At 53.3% G+C, this 13,942-nt stretch carries 12 protein-coding genes; 11 read left to right on the top strand and 1 reads right to left on the bottom strand.

The window, feature by feature from the left end; translation table 11 throughout:
* Nucleotides 1–245: 245 nt before the first annotated feature.
* A complete protein-coding gene (locus ACWKXT_RS06065) occupies nt 246–962 on the bottom strand; it encodes a GntR family transcriptional regulator (protein ID WP_454528796.1) in 717 nt (238 codons plus the stop codon).
* Nucleotides 963–1,142: 180 nt separating this feature from the next.
* On the opposite strand from ACWKXT_RS06065, the gene mngA reads away from it, so the two are divergent.
* From mngA to tolB, 11 genes are all read left to right on the top strand, one after another.
* Nucleotides 1,143–3,059 carry a PTS 2-O-a-mannosyl-D-glycerate transporter subunit IIABC gene (gene mngA, locus ACWKXT_RS06060; protein WP_454532212.1) on the top strand — a complete coding sequence of 639 codons (1,917 nt, stop codon included), beginning with the start codon at nt 1,143–1,145 and terminating at the stop codon, nt 3,057–3,059.
* 25 nt (nt 3,060–3,084) lie between these two features.
* Nucleotides 3,085–5,715: a mannosylglycerate hydrolase gene (gene mngB, locus ACWKXT_RS06055; protein WP_454531957.1), complete on the top strand. Its 2,631-nt coding sequence runs from the start codon at nt 3,085–3,087 to the stop codon at nt 5,713–5,715.
* Nucleotides 5,716–6,396: 681 nt separating this feature from the next.
* A complete protein-coding gene (gene cydA / locus ACWKXT_RS06050; protein ID WP_454528798.1) occupies nt 6,397–7,965 on the top strand; it encodes a cytochrome ubiquinol oxidase subunit I in 1,569 nt (522 codons plus the stop codon).
* Between the two features lie 15 nt (nt 7,966–7,980).
* Nucleotides 7,981–9,120 carry a cytochrome d ubiquinol oxidase subunit II gene (gene cydB, locus ACWKXT_RS06045; protein ID WP_119915076.1) on the top strand — a complete coding sequence of 380 codons (1,140 nt, stop codon included), beginning with the start codon at nt 7,981–7,983 and terminating at the stop codon, nt 9,118–9,120.
* 14 nt (nt 9,121–9,134) lie between these two features.
* Nucleotides 9,135–9,248 carry a cytochrome bd-I oxidase subunit CydX gene (cydX, locus tag ACWKXT_RS06040; RefSeq protein ID WP_003858598.1) on the top strand — a complete coding sequence of 38 codons (114 nt, stop codon included), beginning with the start codon at nt 9,135–9,137 and terminating at the stop codon, nt 9,246–9,248.
* Nucleotides 9,248–9,538, top strand: coding sequence for a cyd operon protein YbgE (gene ybgE, locus ACWKXT_RS06035; RefSeq protein ID WP_008501100.1), 291 nt, complete (start codon nt 9,248–9,250; stop codon nt 9,536–9,538). The genes cydX and ybgE overlap by 1 nt, the downstream gene beginning before the upstream one ends.
* A 148-nt stretch (nt 9,539–9,686) precedes the next feature.
* Nucleotides 9,687–10,091 (top strand): tol-pal system-associated acyl-CoA thioesterase, encoded by a 405-nt coding sequence (ybgC, locus tag ACWKXT_RS06030; protein ID WP_003858593.1) that lies wholly within the window; start codon nt 9,687–9,689, stop codon nt 10,089–10,091.
* On the top strand, nt 10,088–10,780 hold the full coding sequence (gene tolQ / locus ACWKXT_RS06025; RefSeq protein ID WP_008501101.1) for a Tol-Pal system protein TolQ: 693 nt from the start codon (nt 10,088–10,090) through the stop codon (nt 10,778–10,780). Before ybgC ends, tolQ begins: the two co-directional genes overlap by 4 nt.
* Before the next feature lie 3 nt (nt 10,781–10,783).
* On the top strand, nt 10,784–11,212 hold the full coding sequence (tolR, locus tag ACWKXT_RS06020) for a colicin uptake protein TolR (RefSeq protein WP_003858589.1): 429 nt from the start codon (nt 10,784–10,786) through the stop codon (nt 11,210–11,212).
* A gap of 28 nt (nt 11,213–11,240) precedes the next feature.
* Nucleotides 11,241–12,494 carry a cell envelope integrity protein TolA gene (gene tolA / locus ACWKXT_RS06015; RefSeq protein WP_454531956.1) on the top strand — a complete coding sequence of 418 codons (1,254 nt, stop codon included), beginning with the start codon at nt 11,241–11,243 and terminating at the stop codon, nt 12,492–12,494.
* 134 nt (nt 12,495–12,628) lie between these two features.
* On the top strand, nt 12,629–13,921 hold the full coding sequence (gene tolB / locus ACWKXT_RS06010; protein ID WP_013097529.1) for a Tol-Pal system beta propeller repeat protein TolB: 1,293 nt from the start codon (nt 12,629–12,631) through the stop codon (nt 13,919–13,921).
* The last annotated feature ends 21 nt before the right edge of the window (nt 13,922–13,942 follow it).

Here is a 13,942-nt window from a genome sequence, read left to right as displayed (position 1 = left end):
GAACTGCGCGAAAAGAAAACGAAAGCGTGGCAATTCATCTCTTTAGTGAATGAATGACGAAGATCCAGCGTTGATAAGGGGTTAAAGCGTAGGCTTTGTTAAAATGAAAATAATAAGCGTGAGCGCGCTCACTTTATATTATTTATGTCGTAAATAGTAAATTTGCCAGGCCTTACAAAAAGGTACAGACAGAAATATTTCTCCCCATCAATTATTATGCCCTGTAGTAATACAGGGCGTGAAAATTAGTGATGGCGACGCGCAATTAACGTGAAGCGGTAATCTTCGCTTTTAAAACGATTGCGGCTGTATTCAAACACTCTGCCGTCTTTGAGAAAGCCGCGCGAAATTTTTTCCAGGATCGGTTTGGCGGGATCAATACCGAGCGCGGCGCTCGTTTCCTCATCCGGCATGACCGGGACGATCTCCTGCTCGCTGCGATCGATAACCATTTTTTTGATCTGCTCAATGTAGTGATATTTCGAGTTTTCCATCACTTCCCAGGTCAAGTCGGGAAAGAGCGCGAGCGGCATCCATGTCTCTTCCAGCGTCACCGGTTTTTGCTTAATAAAGCGTACGCGTTTGACATGCCAGACTTTCTCGCCCGTTGTCAGCAGCAGCGTCTGCGCCAGCGATTCGTCCGTTTTGACAACCTCAAAAATCTGCACGTCGCTGTGGGTTTCTACATTCCGGTCCGCGAGTTTTTCGTAAAAGCTGGTGAGCTGATAAATATCGTAATTGACCCGCTCCTCTTTCACATACGATCCGCTGCCCTGAATGCTCTCAATAATGTTCTGTTCGGTGAGCAACTTAAGCGCCTGACGTACCGTGACACGGCTGACTGCGTAGGCTTCCTGCAGGGCGGATTCTGTAGGTAACGCATCACCCGCTTTAAGTTCGCCGCGCTGAACTTGCTCACGCAACGCGTCTGCAATCTGTCGATACATCGGTTTGCTGGTCATGTTATTCCATTTTTGTATTGTTTTCTTAATACTATTCGCACTAATTATGCACCGTCAGGGAAATTTGTAAACAATACAAATTAAATACAAATATTGCACCATAAGTGAAAGTGATCACATAAATGTATGGTTAGTTCTGGCACACTCGGCGCATACATTTTTTAAATGGTGAGAATGATGATTAACCTGACGGCGTTAACGCATCCTGATGCGCTGTGCCTCAACGCACATTTCAGTAGCCGTGATGAAGCTATTCACGCGCTGGCTGAGCGGCTGGTTTCGCTTGGCAAAATTACCGACTCGCAGGCTTTCATTGATGAAGTCTTTGCTCGCGAAAGTCTCGGGCCAACGGCGCTGGGCGAGGGGCTGGCCGTGCCGCACGGTAAAAGCTCAGCGGTGAAAGAAGCGGCCTTTGCGGTGGCAACATTGCGTGAGCCGCTGATGTGGGAAGGTGTGGAGGGGCCGGAGCCGGTGGATCTGATTTTTTTGCTGGCAATCCCTCCTGCGGAAGCAGGCAGTACGCATATGCAGTTGTTGACAGCGTTGACCACCCGGCTGGCGGATGATGACTTACGGGCACGCGTGCAGGCGGCGTCCACTCCTCAGGCTCTGCTTGAGGCACTGGCTACGAAAGAGGATGCGCAGAGAAGCGCGTTTTCGCAGGATGCCCCGACCATCGTCTGCGTCACCGCCTGTCCGGCCGGGATCGCTCATACCTATATGGCTGCGGAGTATCTGGAAAAAGCGGGACGCAAACTGGGCGTCAACGTGGTGGTTGAAAAGCAGGGGGCGAACGGCATTGAGGGGCGCATCACCGCGCAGCAGTTACAAGAGGCTAAAGCGTGCATTTTTGCCGCCGAAGTGGCGATCAAAGAGAGCGAGCGTTTTCAGGGGATCCCTGCCATTTCTGTGCCCGTCGCGGAACCTCTGCGCCATGCTGAAGCGCTCATTGAACGCGCGCTGGCGCTCCAACCCTCAACCGATGCGCGTCCTGCGCATGTCGATACCGAAACGAAAAAGAGCATTAAAACTGAACTCAAGCAGGCGCTACTTAGCGGAATCTCCTTTGCGGTGCCGCTGATCGTCGCCGGTGGGACGGTGCTGGCCGTGTCGGTACTGCTGGCGCAAATCCTGGGCCTGCAGCACCTGTTCGACCAGGAAAACTCGTGGCTGTGGATGTATCGCAAGCTTGGCGGCGGCATGCTCGGCATTCTGATGGTGCCTGTCCTGGCGGCCTATACCGCTTACTCGCTGGCAGATAAACCCGCGCTGACGCCGGGCTTTGCGGCCGGTCTTGCTGCCAATATGATCGGCTCAGGTTTTCTTGGCGCTATCGTCGGCGGGCTAATTGCGGGCTACCTGATGCGCTGGGTGAAAAATCACATCCGCCTGAGTAGCCGCTTCAACGGCTTTTTAACCTTTTATCTCTATCCGGTAATTGGCGTGCTGGGCGCGGGCAGCCTGATGCTGTTTGTGATCGGCGAGCCGGTGGCCTGGCTCAATAACACGCTCACCGCCTGGCTTAACGGTCTGTCAGGCGCGAATGCGCTGCTTCTGGGAGCGATCCTCGGGTTTATGTGCTCATTCGATTTGGGTGGGCCGGTTAACAAAGCCTCTTACGCGTTCTGCCTGGGGGCGATGGCGAACGGCGTTTACGGTCCCTATGCGATCTTTGCCTCCGTCAAAATGGTATCGGCCTTTACCGTGACGGCCTCAACGATGCTGGCGCCGAAGCTGTTTAAACCGTTTGAAATTGAAACCGGTAAATCAACGTGGCTGCTCGGCCTCGCGGGCATTACCGAAGGGGCGATCCCGATGGCGATTGAAGATCCACTTCGCGTCATAGGCTCATTTGTGCTCGGCTCCATGGTCACAGGCGCGATTGTTGGCGCGATGGGGATCGGGTTGTCGACGCCGGGGGCCGGTATTTTCTCTCTCTTTTTACTTCACGATGCCGGGTTGAGCGGTGTGGTTGCGGCGGCGGGCTGGTTTGGCGCGGCGCTGGTGGGGACCGCTATCTCTACCTTTGTTCTGCTGCTCTGGCGACGTCAGGCGGTAAAAAAGGGCAAGTACGTCACTGAAGACGCCATACCGTAAAAAACTCACAAAACAGGAAACGAAGATGAAAGCTGTATCTCGCGTTCATATCACGCCGCATATGCACTGGGACCGTGAGTGGTACTTCACCACCGAAGAGTCGCGTATTCTTCTGGTCAATAATATGGAAGAGATCCTGACCCGTCTGGAACAGGATGACGAGTATAAATATTACGTCCTTGATGGCCAGACGGCGGTGCTGGAGGATTATTTTGCCGTGGTGCCCGAAAACCGCGCGCGGGTAAAGGCGCTTGTGGAGCGCGGAAAGCTAATTATTGGCCCATGGTATACCCAGACCGACACCACCATTGTCAGCGGCGAGTCGATTGTCCGCAACCTGATGTACGGCATCCGGGACTGTATGGCGTTCGGCGAGCCGATGAAGATCGGTTATCTGCCGGATTCGTTTGGTATGTCCGGCCAGCTTCCGCATATTTATAACGGGTTTGGCATTACCCGCACCACGTTCTGGCGCGGCTGTTCTGAACGACACGGGACTGATAAAACCGAATTTCTCTGGCAGAGCCAGGACGGCAGTGAAGTGACGGCACAGGTATTGCCGCTGGGCTACGCGATTGGTAAGTACTTACCGGAGGACGAAGCAGGGCTGCGAAAACGGCTCGACAGCTATTTAGACGTTCTGGAAAACGCCTCCGTCACCAAAGAGATTTTGCTGCCCAACGGCCACGATCAGATGCCGCTGCAGCAGAACATTTTCGCGGTGATGGATAAGCTGCGCGAAATCTATCCCCAACGGCAATTTGTGATGAGTCGGTTCGAAGAGGTGTTTGATTATATCGACGCGCACCGCGATGAGCTGGCGACGCTGAAAGGGGAATTTATCGACGGGAAATACATGCGCGTGCACCGGACCATCGGCTCCACGCGCATGGACATTAAAATCGCCCATGCGCGTATTGAGAACAAAATTGTCAATATCCTCGAGCCGCTGGCGACGCTTGCCTGGACGCAGGGCTTCGATTACCACCACGGCCTGCTGGAGAAAATGTGGAAAGAGATCCTCAAAAACCACGCTCACGACAGCATTGGCTGCTGCTGCAGCGACAAGGTGCATCGCGAAATTGTCTCCCGCTTTGAGCTGGCTGAGGACATGGCGGACAACCTGGTGCGTTTCTATATGCGCAAAATTGTCGACAACATGCCGCAAAGCGACGCCGATAAGCTGGTGATGTTCAACCTGATGCCCTGGCCTCGTGAAGAGGTGATGAACACCACAATTCGGCTGCGCGCCAGCCAGTTCCGACTGCGGGATGATAAAGGCAACGAGATCCCCTATTTCATTCGCAGCGCGCGCGAGCTCGACCCTGGCCTGATTGACCGGCAGATTGTTCATTACGGCAATTACGAACCGTTTATGGAGTTTGATATTCAGCTTAGCCAGATACTCCCGTCGATGGGCTACCGTACGCTGTATATCGAGCCGAACGTGGCCGGGAAGGTGCTCCCTGCGGTGAAAAATCCCGAATCCTTCCTGGAGAATGCCTTCTGGCAAATTGACTTAAACGATGACGGTACGCTGCGCCTGCGCGACAAAGAAACCGGGCTGATTTATGACCGCGTGCTTGAAATCGAAGAGAGTTCCGATGATGGTGATGAGTACGACTACTCGCCTTCCCGGGAAGAGTGGAGACTCACTTCAGCGCAGGGCGAACATCAGGTTGAGGTCACGCACGAAGGCTGGCAGAGCAGGGCGACAATTCGCCATCGAATTGCTGTTCCGGCGAATCTGGCCGAACGTGCTGCGCGTCAGCGAAACGGCTCTCTCAACGTGGAATTTGACGTCACGCTTAGCCAAAACAGCAGGCGCATTGATGTGGCCGTGCGTCTGAATAACCAGGCTGACGACCACCGCGTTCGCGTGCTGATCCCAACGCCGTTTTTGACAGAGGAAGTGTTAGCGGATACGCAGTTTGGCGCGATCGCTCGCCCGGTGCAGGATGCGGCGATGGAAAACTGGCAGGAAGAGGGGTGGAAAGAAGCGCCGATTCCCGTCTGGAATTTGCTCAACTATGCCGTCCTGCAGGAAAAACGAAACGGGCTGGCGCTGTTCACTGAGGGACTGCGCGAGTTTGAAGTGGTAGGTGAGGACAAAAAAGCATTTGCTTTGACCTTGTTGCGTGGCGTGGGGCTACTCGGGAAAGAAGATTTGCTGTTACGCCCTGGCAGACCTTCGGGGATCAAAATGCCTGTTCCTGACTCTCAGGTGCGCGGGTCGTTAACCTGTCGCTTTAGCCTCTTCAGCTTTAGCGGTACGCCGGAAAACGCGGGCGTTGCACAGCAGGCTAAATCGTGGCTAACGCCGGTGCAGTGCTATAACAAAATTCCCTGGGATGCGATGAAGCTGAATCGCGCGTCGTTTACCACGCCAGAAAGTTACAGTCTGCTGGCGCTTTCGCCAACGGGATGCGTGCTCAGTACGCTCAAAAAAGCGGAAGATCGTGATGAGCTCATTCTTCGCCTGTTCAACCCTTCGCCGTCAAACGACTGTGACACGACGCTATCGGTGAATCCGACGGTGAAACGGTGCTGTGAAACGGACATGAATGAACAACCCCTGGCGCAGCGTGAAGAAAAGGGCATTGTCGGGGCATTCAGGCCGGGGCAGTCGCGAACCTTTAGCATTTTACTTGCCTGACAACCGCTGATAGGATCAAAAGGCTGCAAAGTTTGCGGCCTTTTTTCATTAAATAGTCACACTGCGGTGTTAACTTCCGGGATAATAAAAGTAAATTAAATGTAATTTTCAGGGGTTGCAAAAACGCAGTGGAAAAATAAGCTGCCACGGCCGTGAGTTATTGTTAGTCCCCCATTGAAATGACGTTTTTCTTTCGCGTTAATTAAAATCACTTCTGTTTATATTTTTTTCCGTCTTCGATAACCAATCATATCTTTACATACACATATCATTAACATGGTTTTTACCATTCTTACCACGTTTAAACATGGTTAACATCAAGGTTTGTTTTTGATTTAAATCAAAGTTTAATCCTTGGAAAAAGGTGCTGAAAAGCGCTAAATTGTTCCCGATCAAAATGGCCGAAAAGTGGTAATTTTGCTATAAATTGATCACCGTCGAAAAACGTAAATGTGATTCAATAAAAACCTGTTTATTGTAAGGGTTTTGCAGCGTATTATATTTGCGGGATCAATTTGAGTTTTTTATTAACCTATTTGTAACCTGTCGTCATCGTTTTTATCCTTCTCCAGGGTAATAACGACGACAAGGATGCGAATAATTTGTATTGGGGCATGCGTGTGGATCTCTCTCTGACGGGGTTCACTCTCGGAGTCTTCATGCGATGAGCAAGGAGTCATAATGTTAGACGTAGTCGAACTGTCGCGCTTACAGTTTGCCTTGACCGCGATGTACCACTTCCTGTTTGTGCCACTGACGCTCGGTATGGCGTTCCTGCTGGCCATCATGGAGACGGTTTACGTCCTCTCCGGCAAACAGATTTATAAAGATATGACCAAGTTCTGGGGCAAGTTGTTTGGTATCAACTTTGCGCTGGGCGTGGCAACCGGTCTGACCATGGAGTTCCAGTTCGGGACTAACTGGTCTTACTATTCCCACTATGTTGGGGATATCTTCGGTGCGCCGCTGGCCATTGAAGGTCTGATGGCCTTCTTCCTCGAATCCACCTTTGTAGGTCTGTTCTTCTTCGGTTGGGACCGTCTGGGTAAAGTCCAGCATATGGCGGTAACCTGGCTGGTGGCATTAGGTTCGAACCTGTCCGCGCTGTGGATTCTGGTGGCGAACGGCTGGATGCAGAACCCGATCGCGTCTGACTTCAACTTCGAAACCATGCGTATGGAGATGGTCAGCTTTGCCGAGCTGGTCCTGAACCCGGTTGCCCAGGTTAAATTCGTTCACACCGTGGCATCTGGCTACGTGTGCGGCGCGATGTTCGTGCTGGGCATCAGCTCCTACTATATGCTGCGCGGTCGTGATTTCGCGTTTGCCAAGCGCTCCTTTGCCATTGCTGCAAGCTTCGGTATGGCTGCAATCCTCTCCGTTATTGTTCTGGGTGATGAATCCGGTTATGAAATGGGTGACGTGCAGAAAACCAAACTGGCTGCTATCGAAGCCGAATGGGAAACCCAGCCGGCACCTGCTGCCTTTACGCTGTTCGGTGTTCCCGATCAGGACGCGCAGGAAAACCGCTTCGCCATTCAGATACCTTACGCGCTGGGTATCATCGCAACCCGTTCTGTCGATAAGCAGGTAACGGGTCTGAAAGAGCTGATGGTTCAGCACGAAGAGCGTATCCGTAACGGTATGAAGGCTTACTCGCTGCTGGAGCAGCTGCGTGCCGGTTCTACCGACCAGGCCGTTCGCGACCAGTTTAACGACGTGAAGAAAGATCTGGGTTACGGTCTGCTGCTGAAACGTTATACCCCGAACGTTTCTGATGCGACGGAAGCGCAGATCCAGATGGCAACCAAAGACTCGATTCCGCGCGTTGCGCCACTGTACTTCGCATTCCGTATCATGGTGGGCTGCGGCATCATCATGCTGCTGATCATTGCGGCGTCCTTCTGGTCCGTGATTCGCAACCGCATCGGCGAGAAAAAATGGCTGCTGCGCACCGCGCTGTACGGTATTCCACTGCCGTGGATCGCGATTGAGTCCGGCTGGTTTGTTGCAGAGTACGGCCGTCAGCCATGGGCGATTGGTGAGGTACTGCCAACGGCGGTAGCGAACTCCTCCCTGACGGCAGGCGATCTGATCTTCTCCATGCTGCTGATCTGTGGTCTGTACACCCTGTTCCTGGTGGCTGAACTGTTCCTGATGTTCAAGTTCGCGCGCCTTGGCCCAAGCAGCCTGAAAACCGGTCGCTATCACTACGAGCAGTCCACAGCGACTACTCAGCCGGCACGCTAAGACAGGAGTCATCAAATGATCGATTATGAAGTATTGCGTTTTATCTGGTGGCTGCTGGTTGGCGTTCTGCTGATCGGTTTCGCCGTCACGGATGGGTTCGACATGGGGGTGGGGATGCTCACCCGTTTCCTCGGTCGTAATGACACCGAGCGTCGAATCATGATCAACTCCATCGCCCCGCACTGGGACGGTAACCAGGTGTGGCTGATCACCGCAGGCGGCGCGCTGTTCGCTGCCTGGCCGATGGTCTACGCGGCTGCGTTTTCCGGCTTCTACGTGGCGATGATTCTGGTGCTGGCCTCTTTATTCTTCCGTCCGGTCGGTTTCGACTACCGTTCCAAGATTGAAGATACCCGCTGGCGCAACATGTGGGACTGGGGCATCTTCATCGGTAGCTTCGTTCCACCGCTGGTGATCGGCGTGGCGTTCGGTAACCTGCTGCAGGGCGTGCCGTTCCACCTGGACGAATACATGCGTCTTTACTACACCGGTAACTTCTTCCAGCTGCTGAATCCGTTTGGCCTGCTGGCTGGTGTGGTGAGCGTGGCGATGATCATCACTCAGGGCGCAACCTACCTGCAGATGCGTACGGTGGGTGAACTGCACCTGCGTTCCCGTGCTACTGCCCAGGTAGCGGCACTGGTGACCCTGGTTTGCTTCGCTCTGGCTGGCGTGTGGGTGGTGTACGGTATTGATGGCTACGTGGTGACCTCTGCGATCAACCATTCGGCACCGTCTAATCCGCTGACCAAAGAAGTGGCGCGTCAGGCTGGCGCATGGCTGGTGAACTTCAACAATACCCCTGCGCTGTGGGCGATCCCGGCTCTTGGCGTACTGCTGCCGCTGCTGACCGTGCTGACGTCTCGTCTGGAGAAAGGCGCGCTGGCGTTTGTGTCCTCCTCACTGACCCTCGCGTGCATCATCCTGACGGCGGGTATTGCGATGTTCCCATTCGTCATGCCATCCAGCACCATGCTGAATGCTAGCCTGACCATGTGGGACGCAACGTCCAGCCATATGACGCTGAACCTGATGACGTATGTTGCCTGCGTATTCGTTCCGATTGTTCTGGCTTACACCATCTGGTGTTACTGGAAAATGTTCGGTCGTATCACGAAGGAACATATCGAAAGCAACACCCACTCTATGTACTAAGTAAGGAGCTGAATATGTGGTACTTCGCATGGATTTTAGGGACGCTTCTTGCCTGTGCATTTGGTGTCATCACTGCCCTGGCGCTTGAGCACGTCGAAGCGACCAAAGCGGGTGAAGAAAAACACTGATGAATATTATCGCGAAGCTTTACGCGGTAATGGATAAGCGCCCGTTACGGGCGCTTTCTTTAGTGATGGCATTACTGCTGGCAGGCTGCATCTTCTGGGACCCGTCGCGTTTCGCGGCAAAGACCAGCGAACTGGAAATCTGGCACGGCTTCCTCATTATGTGGGCAGTGTGTGCGGGTGTGATTCACGGTGTTGGCTTTCGTCCGAAAGCGGTACACTGGCAGGGAATTTTCTGCCCGCTAATTGCCGATCTGGTCCTTCTTGCAGGTCTGATTTTCTTCTTCTTCTGAATAAGAAATGTCCGTTAACGTTATGGGCTTACCCGAGCCCATAAAAATTTACTCTCCGTTTACTTTCTCCCATTCCAAACCATCTTTCCCGCGCGTATAGTAGCGAAGTTTGAAAGCTCCAACTTTTCTTGTATTACCGGGATGTAAAGTGAATACAACGCTGTTTCGATGGCCGGTTCGTGTCTATTACGAAGATACCGATGCCGGTGGTGTGGTTTACCACGCCAGCTACGTTGCTTTTTATGAACGGGCACGCACAGAGATGCTGCGCCATCATCACTTTAGTCAACAGGTACTGTTGGCTGAGCGAGTTGCCTTCGTGGTACGCAAGATGACGCTTGAGTATTTTGCGCCTGCCAGACTCGACGATATGCTCGAAGTCCAAACTGAAATTACATCAATGCGCGGGACCTCACTGGTATTCACGCAGCGGATAGTCAACGCAGAGAACACCGTACTGAACTCAGCTGAAGTACTGATTGTTTGTGTTGATCCAACCATAATGAAGCCTCGTGCGCTTCCTAAGTCTATTGTCGCGGAGTTTAAGCAGTGACTGACATGAATATCCTTGATTTGTTCCTGAAGGCAAGCCTTCTGGTTAAACTTATCATGTTGATTTTGATTGGTTTTTCAATCGCATCCTGGGCCATCATTATCCAGAGAACGCGTATCCTCAATGCCGCTGGCCGTGAAGCCGAAGCCTTTGAAGATAAGTTCTGGTCGGGTATTGAGCTTTCTCGTCTGTATCAGGAGAGCCAGGGGCGCCGTGAAAACCTGACCGGCTCCGAACAAATTTTCTATAGCGGATTCAAAGAGTTTGCTCGTCTGCATCGTGCAAACAATCACGCGCCGGAAGCCGTCGTGGAAGGGGCATCGCGTGCGATGCGAATCTCTATGAACCGCGAGCTGGAAAATCTCGAAACGCACATTCCATTCCTCGGCACTGTGGGTTCCATCAGCCCGTATATCGGTCTGTTTGGTACCGTGTGGGGGATTATGCACGCCTTTATCGCGCTGGGCGCGGTGAAGCAGGCGACGTTGCAGATGGTTGCACCGGGTATCGCTGAAGCACTGATTGCGACCGCTATCGGTCTGTTTGCGGCAATCCCGGCGGTTATGGCTTACAACCGTCTGAACCAGCGCGTGAACAAACTGGAACTGAACTACGACAACTTTATGGAAGAGTTCACTGCGATTCTGCACCGTCAGGCGTTTACCAGCACCGAGAGCAACAAGGGGTAAACCATGGCCAGATCGCGTGGACGAGGTCGTCGCGAACTCAAGTCCGAAATCAATATCGTGCCACTGCTGGACGTTCTGTTGGTACTGCTGCTGATCTTCATGGCAACAGCGCCCATCATTACCCAGAGTGTGGAAGTCGATCTGCCGGATGCGACAGAATCACAGGCGGTGAGCACCAATGACGATCCTCCGGTCATCATTGAAGTTTCCGGCGTAGGGCAGTACAGCGTCGTGGTAGAAAAAGATCGTATGGATCAGCTGCCGCCTGAGCAGGTTATTGCTGAAGCGCAGCGTCGTCTGGAATCAAATCCGAAAACGGTCTTCTTAATCGGTGGCGCGAAAGACGTACCCTACGATGAAATTATTAAAGCGCTGAACTTGCTACATAGTGCGGGTGTTAAGTCAGTTGGCTTAATGACTCAACCTATTTGATCATCCGCGTAGTTTTTGGGAACCGATAGTGTCAAAGGCAACCGAACAGAACGACAAGCTTAAGCGAGCGATAATCGTCTCCGCAGTGCTGCACGTTATTCTTTTTGCAGCGCTGATCTGGAGTTCGTTCGACGAGCATATTGATGCATCAGCAGGCGGCGGTGGAGGGTCTTCCATTGACGCCGTGATGGTGGATCCCGGTGCGGTAGTGCAAAACTATAATCGCGAACAACAGCAGAAGGCGAGTGCCAAACGGGCTGAAGAGCAGCGTGAAAAACAGGCGCAACAGCAGGCGGAAGAGCTGCGTGAAAAGCAGGCCGCCGAGCAGGAACGTCTGAAGCAGCTTGAGAAAGAGCGTTTGCAGGCGCAGGAAGCGGCGAAAGCGCAGGCAGAGCAGCAGAAGCAAGCCGAAGAGGCCGCGAAGAAAGCGCAGGAGCAGCAAAAGCAGGCGGAAGAGGCGGCAGCAAAAGCCGCAGCGGATGCCAAAGCGCAGGCTGATGCCCAGGCGAAATTAGCGGCAGAAGCGGCGAAGAAAGCCGCTGCCGATGCTCAGAAGAAAGCGGAAGCCGAAGCGGCGAAGAAAGCCGCTGCGGATGCCCAGAAGAAAGCGGAAGCCGAAGCGGCGAAGAAAGCCGCTGCGGATGCTCAGAAGAAAGCTGAAGCCGAAGCCGCGAAGAAAGCCGCTCAGGAAGCAGAGAAGAAAGCGGCTGCCGAGGCTGCGAAGAAAGCCGCTGCGGCTGAGAAGGCTGCAGCAGAAAAAGCTGCCGCCGCGGAAAAAGCCGCTGCTGATAAAAAAGCTGCAGCTGAGAAGGCCGCTGCCGATAAGAAAGCAGCTGCTGAAAAAGCGGCAGCCAAAAAGGCAGCAGCCGCTGAAAAAGCCGCAGCCGCCTCAGGGGTTGACGATCTGCTGGGCGATTTAAGCTCCGGTAAGAATGCACCGAAAACGGGCGGTGGCGCGAAAGGAAACAACGCAGCGCCGACCGGAAGTGGTAACACTAAGAGTAACGGTGCGACAGGGGCTGAAATCAACGGCTATGCCGCGCAGATAAAATCGGCGATTGAAAGCCGGTTCTATGATGCGTCTTCCTATACCGGTAAAACGTGTACGCTGCGTATAAAACTGGCTCCGGACGGCATGCTGCTTGACATTAAGTCTGAAGGTGGCGACCCGGCTTTATGTACTGCGGCTCTGGCTGCAGCGCGTCAGGCGAAGATGCCTAAACCGCCTTCTCAGGCAGTCTACGAAGTCTTCAAAAATGCGCCGCTGGACTTCAAACCTTAAGTTACATTTTCCCCGTGCAAACGGGGAAAAATAGACCAGGTTTAGTCACAGGGTTCTGGTAGTTTTGTCTATTTGAGTTTGTTAACATTCTGCTAAATTATCGTGGGTAAGGTTACCCGGATAAGGGAGATATGATGAAGCAGGCATTACGTGTAGCATTTAGTTTTTTAATGCTGTGGGCAGCAGTCCTGCACGCAGAAGTACGTATCGAGATCACCCAGGGGGTGGACTCGGCACGCCCAATCGGTGTTGTTCCGTTCCAGTGGGCCGGTCCTGGCGCTGCACCTGAAGATGCCGGCGGCATCGTGGCGGCTGACCTGCGTAACAGCGGTAAATTCAACCCGTTAGATCGTTCTCGTCTGCCGCAGCAGCCGGGTAGCGCGCAGGAAGTACAGCCTGCAGCGTGGTCTGCACTGGGGATTGATGCCGTGGTGGTGGGTCAGGTTACGCCTAACCCGGACGGTTCTTACAACGTGGCCTGGCAGCTGGTGGATACCGGCGGTGCACCGGGTACCGTTCTGGCACAGAACTCTTACAAGGTCACTAAACAGTACCTGCGCTATGCGGCACACGCGGCCAGCGACGCGGTATTTGAAAAACTGACCGGCATTAAAGGTGCGTTCCGTACCCGTATTGCTTATGTGGTACAGACCAACGGTGGTCAGTTCCCGTATGAGCTGCGTGTATCTGACTACGACGGTTATAACCAGTTCCTGGTGAAACGCTCTTCACAGCCGCTGATGTCTCCAGCCTGGTCTCCGGACGGGTCTAAACTGGCTTACGTCACCTTCGAAAGCGGTCGTTCTGCGCTGGTTATCCAGACGCTGGCTAACGGTGCGGTTCGTCAGGTTGCGTCGTTCCCACGCCACAACGGTGCACCTTCGTTCTCGCCGGACGGCTCTAAGCTGGCTTTTGCGTTGTCTAAAACCGGTAGCCTGAACCTGTACGTGATGGACATCGGCTCTGGTCAAATCCGTCAGGTGACCGACGGTCGCAGCAACAACACCGAACCGTCATGGTTCCCGGACAGCCAAAACCTGGCGTTTACCTCTGACCAGGCAGGCCGTCCACAAATCTATAAAGTCAACATCAACGGCGGTGCTCCGCAGCGTATCACCTGGGAAGGCTCTCAGAACCAGAACGCAGACGTGAGCAGCGACGGTAAATTTATGGTAATGGTCAGCTCCAACGGTGGGCAGCAGCACATTGCCAAACAAGATCTGGTAGCGGGTGGCGTTCAAGTTCTGTCGTCAACGTTCCTGGATGAAACGCCAAGTCTGGCACCTAACGGCACTATGGTAATCTACAGCTCTTCTCAGGGGATGGGATCTGTGCTGAATCTGGTTTCTACAGATGGGCGTTTCAAAGCGCGTATTCCGGCAACTGATGGACAGGTAAAATCACCTGCCTGGTCGCCGTATCTGTAAATAATAATTAATTGATTACTA

The sequence above is a fragment of the Enterobacter sp. UPMP701 genome, assembly GCF_053709515.1.
This window is presented reverse-complemented; position numbering and strand designations above follow the sequence as displayed.

Excerpts from the sequence above, each read along its gene's own strand:
- cydB (WP_119915076.1), top strand. The coding sequence starts at position 7,981 with ATGATCGATTATGAAGTATTGCGTTTTATCTGGTGGCTGCTGGTTGGC.
- ACWKXT_RS06065 (WP_454528796.1), bottom strand. The coding sequence starts at position 962 with ATGACCAGCAAACCGATGTATCGACAGATTGCAGACGCGTTGCGTGAG.
- tolR (WP_003858589.1), top strand. The coding sequence starts at position 10,784 with ATGGCCAGATCGCGTGGACGAGGTCGTCGCGAACTCAAGTCCGAAATC.
- cydX (WP_003858598.1), top strand. The coding sequence starts at position 9,135 with ATGTGGTACTTCGCATGGATTTTAGGGACGCTTCTTGCCTGTGCATTT.
- ybgE (WP_008501100.1), top strand. The coding sequence starts at position 9,248 with ATGAATATTATCGCGAAGCTTTACGCGGTAATGGATAAGCGCCCGTTA.
- cydA (WP_454528798.1), top strand. The coding sequence starts at position 6,397 with ATGTTAGACGTAGTCGAACTGTCGCGCTTACAGTTTGCCTTGACCGCG.
- tolB (WP_013097529.1), top strand. The coding sequence starts at position 12,629 with ATGAAGCAGGCATTACGTGTAGCATTTAGTTTTTTAATGCTGTGGGCA.
- mngB (WP_454531957.1), top strand. The coding sequence starts at position 3,085 with ATGAAAGCTGTATCTCGCGTTCATATCACGCCGCATATGCACTGGGAC.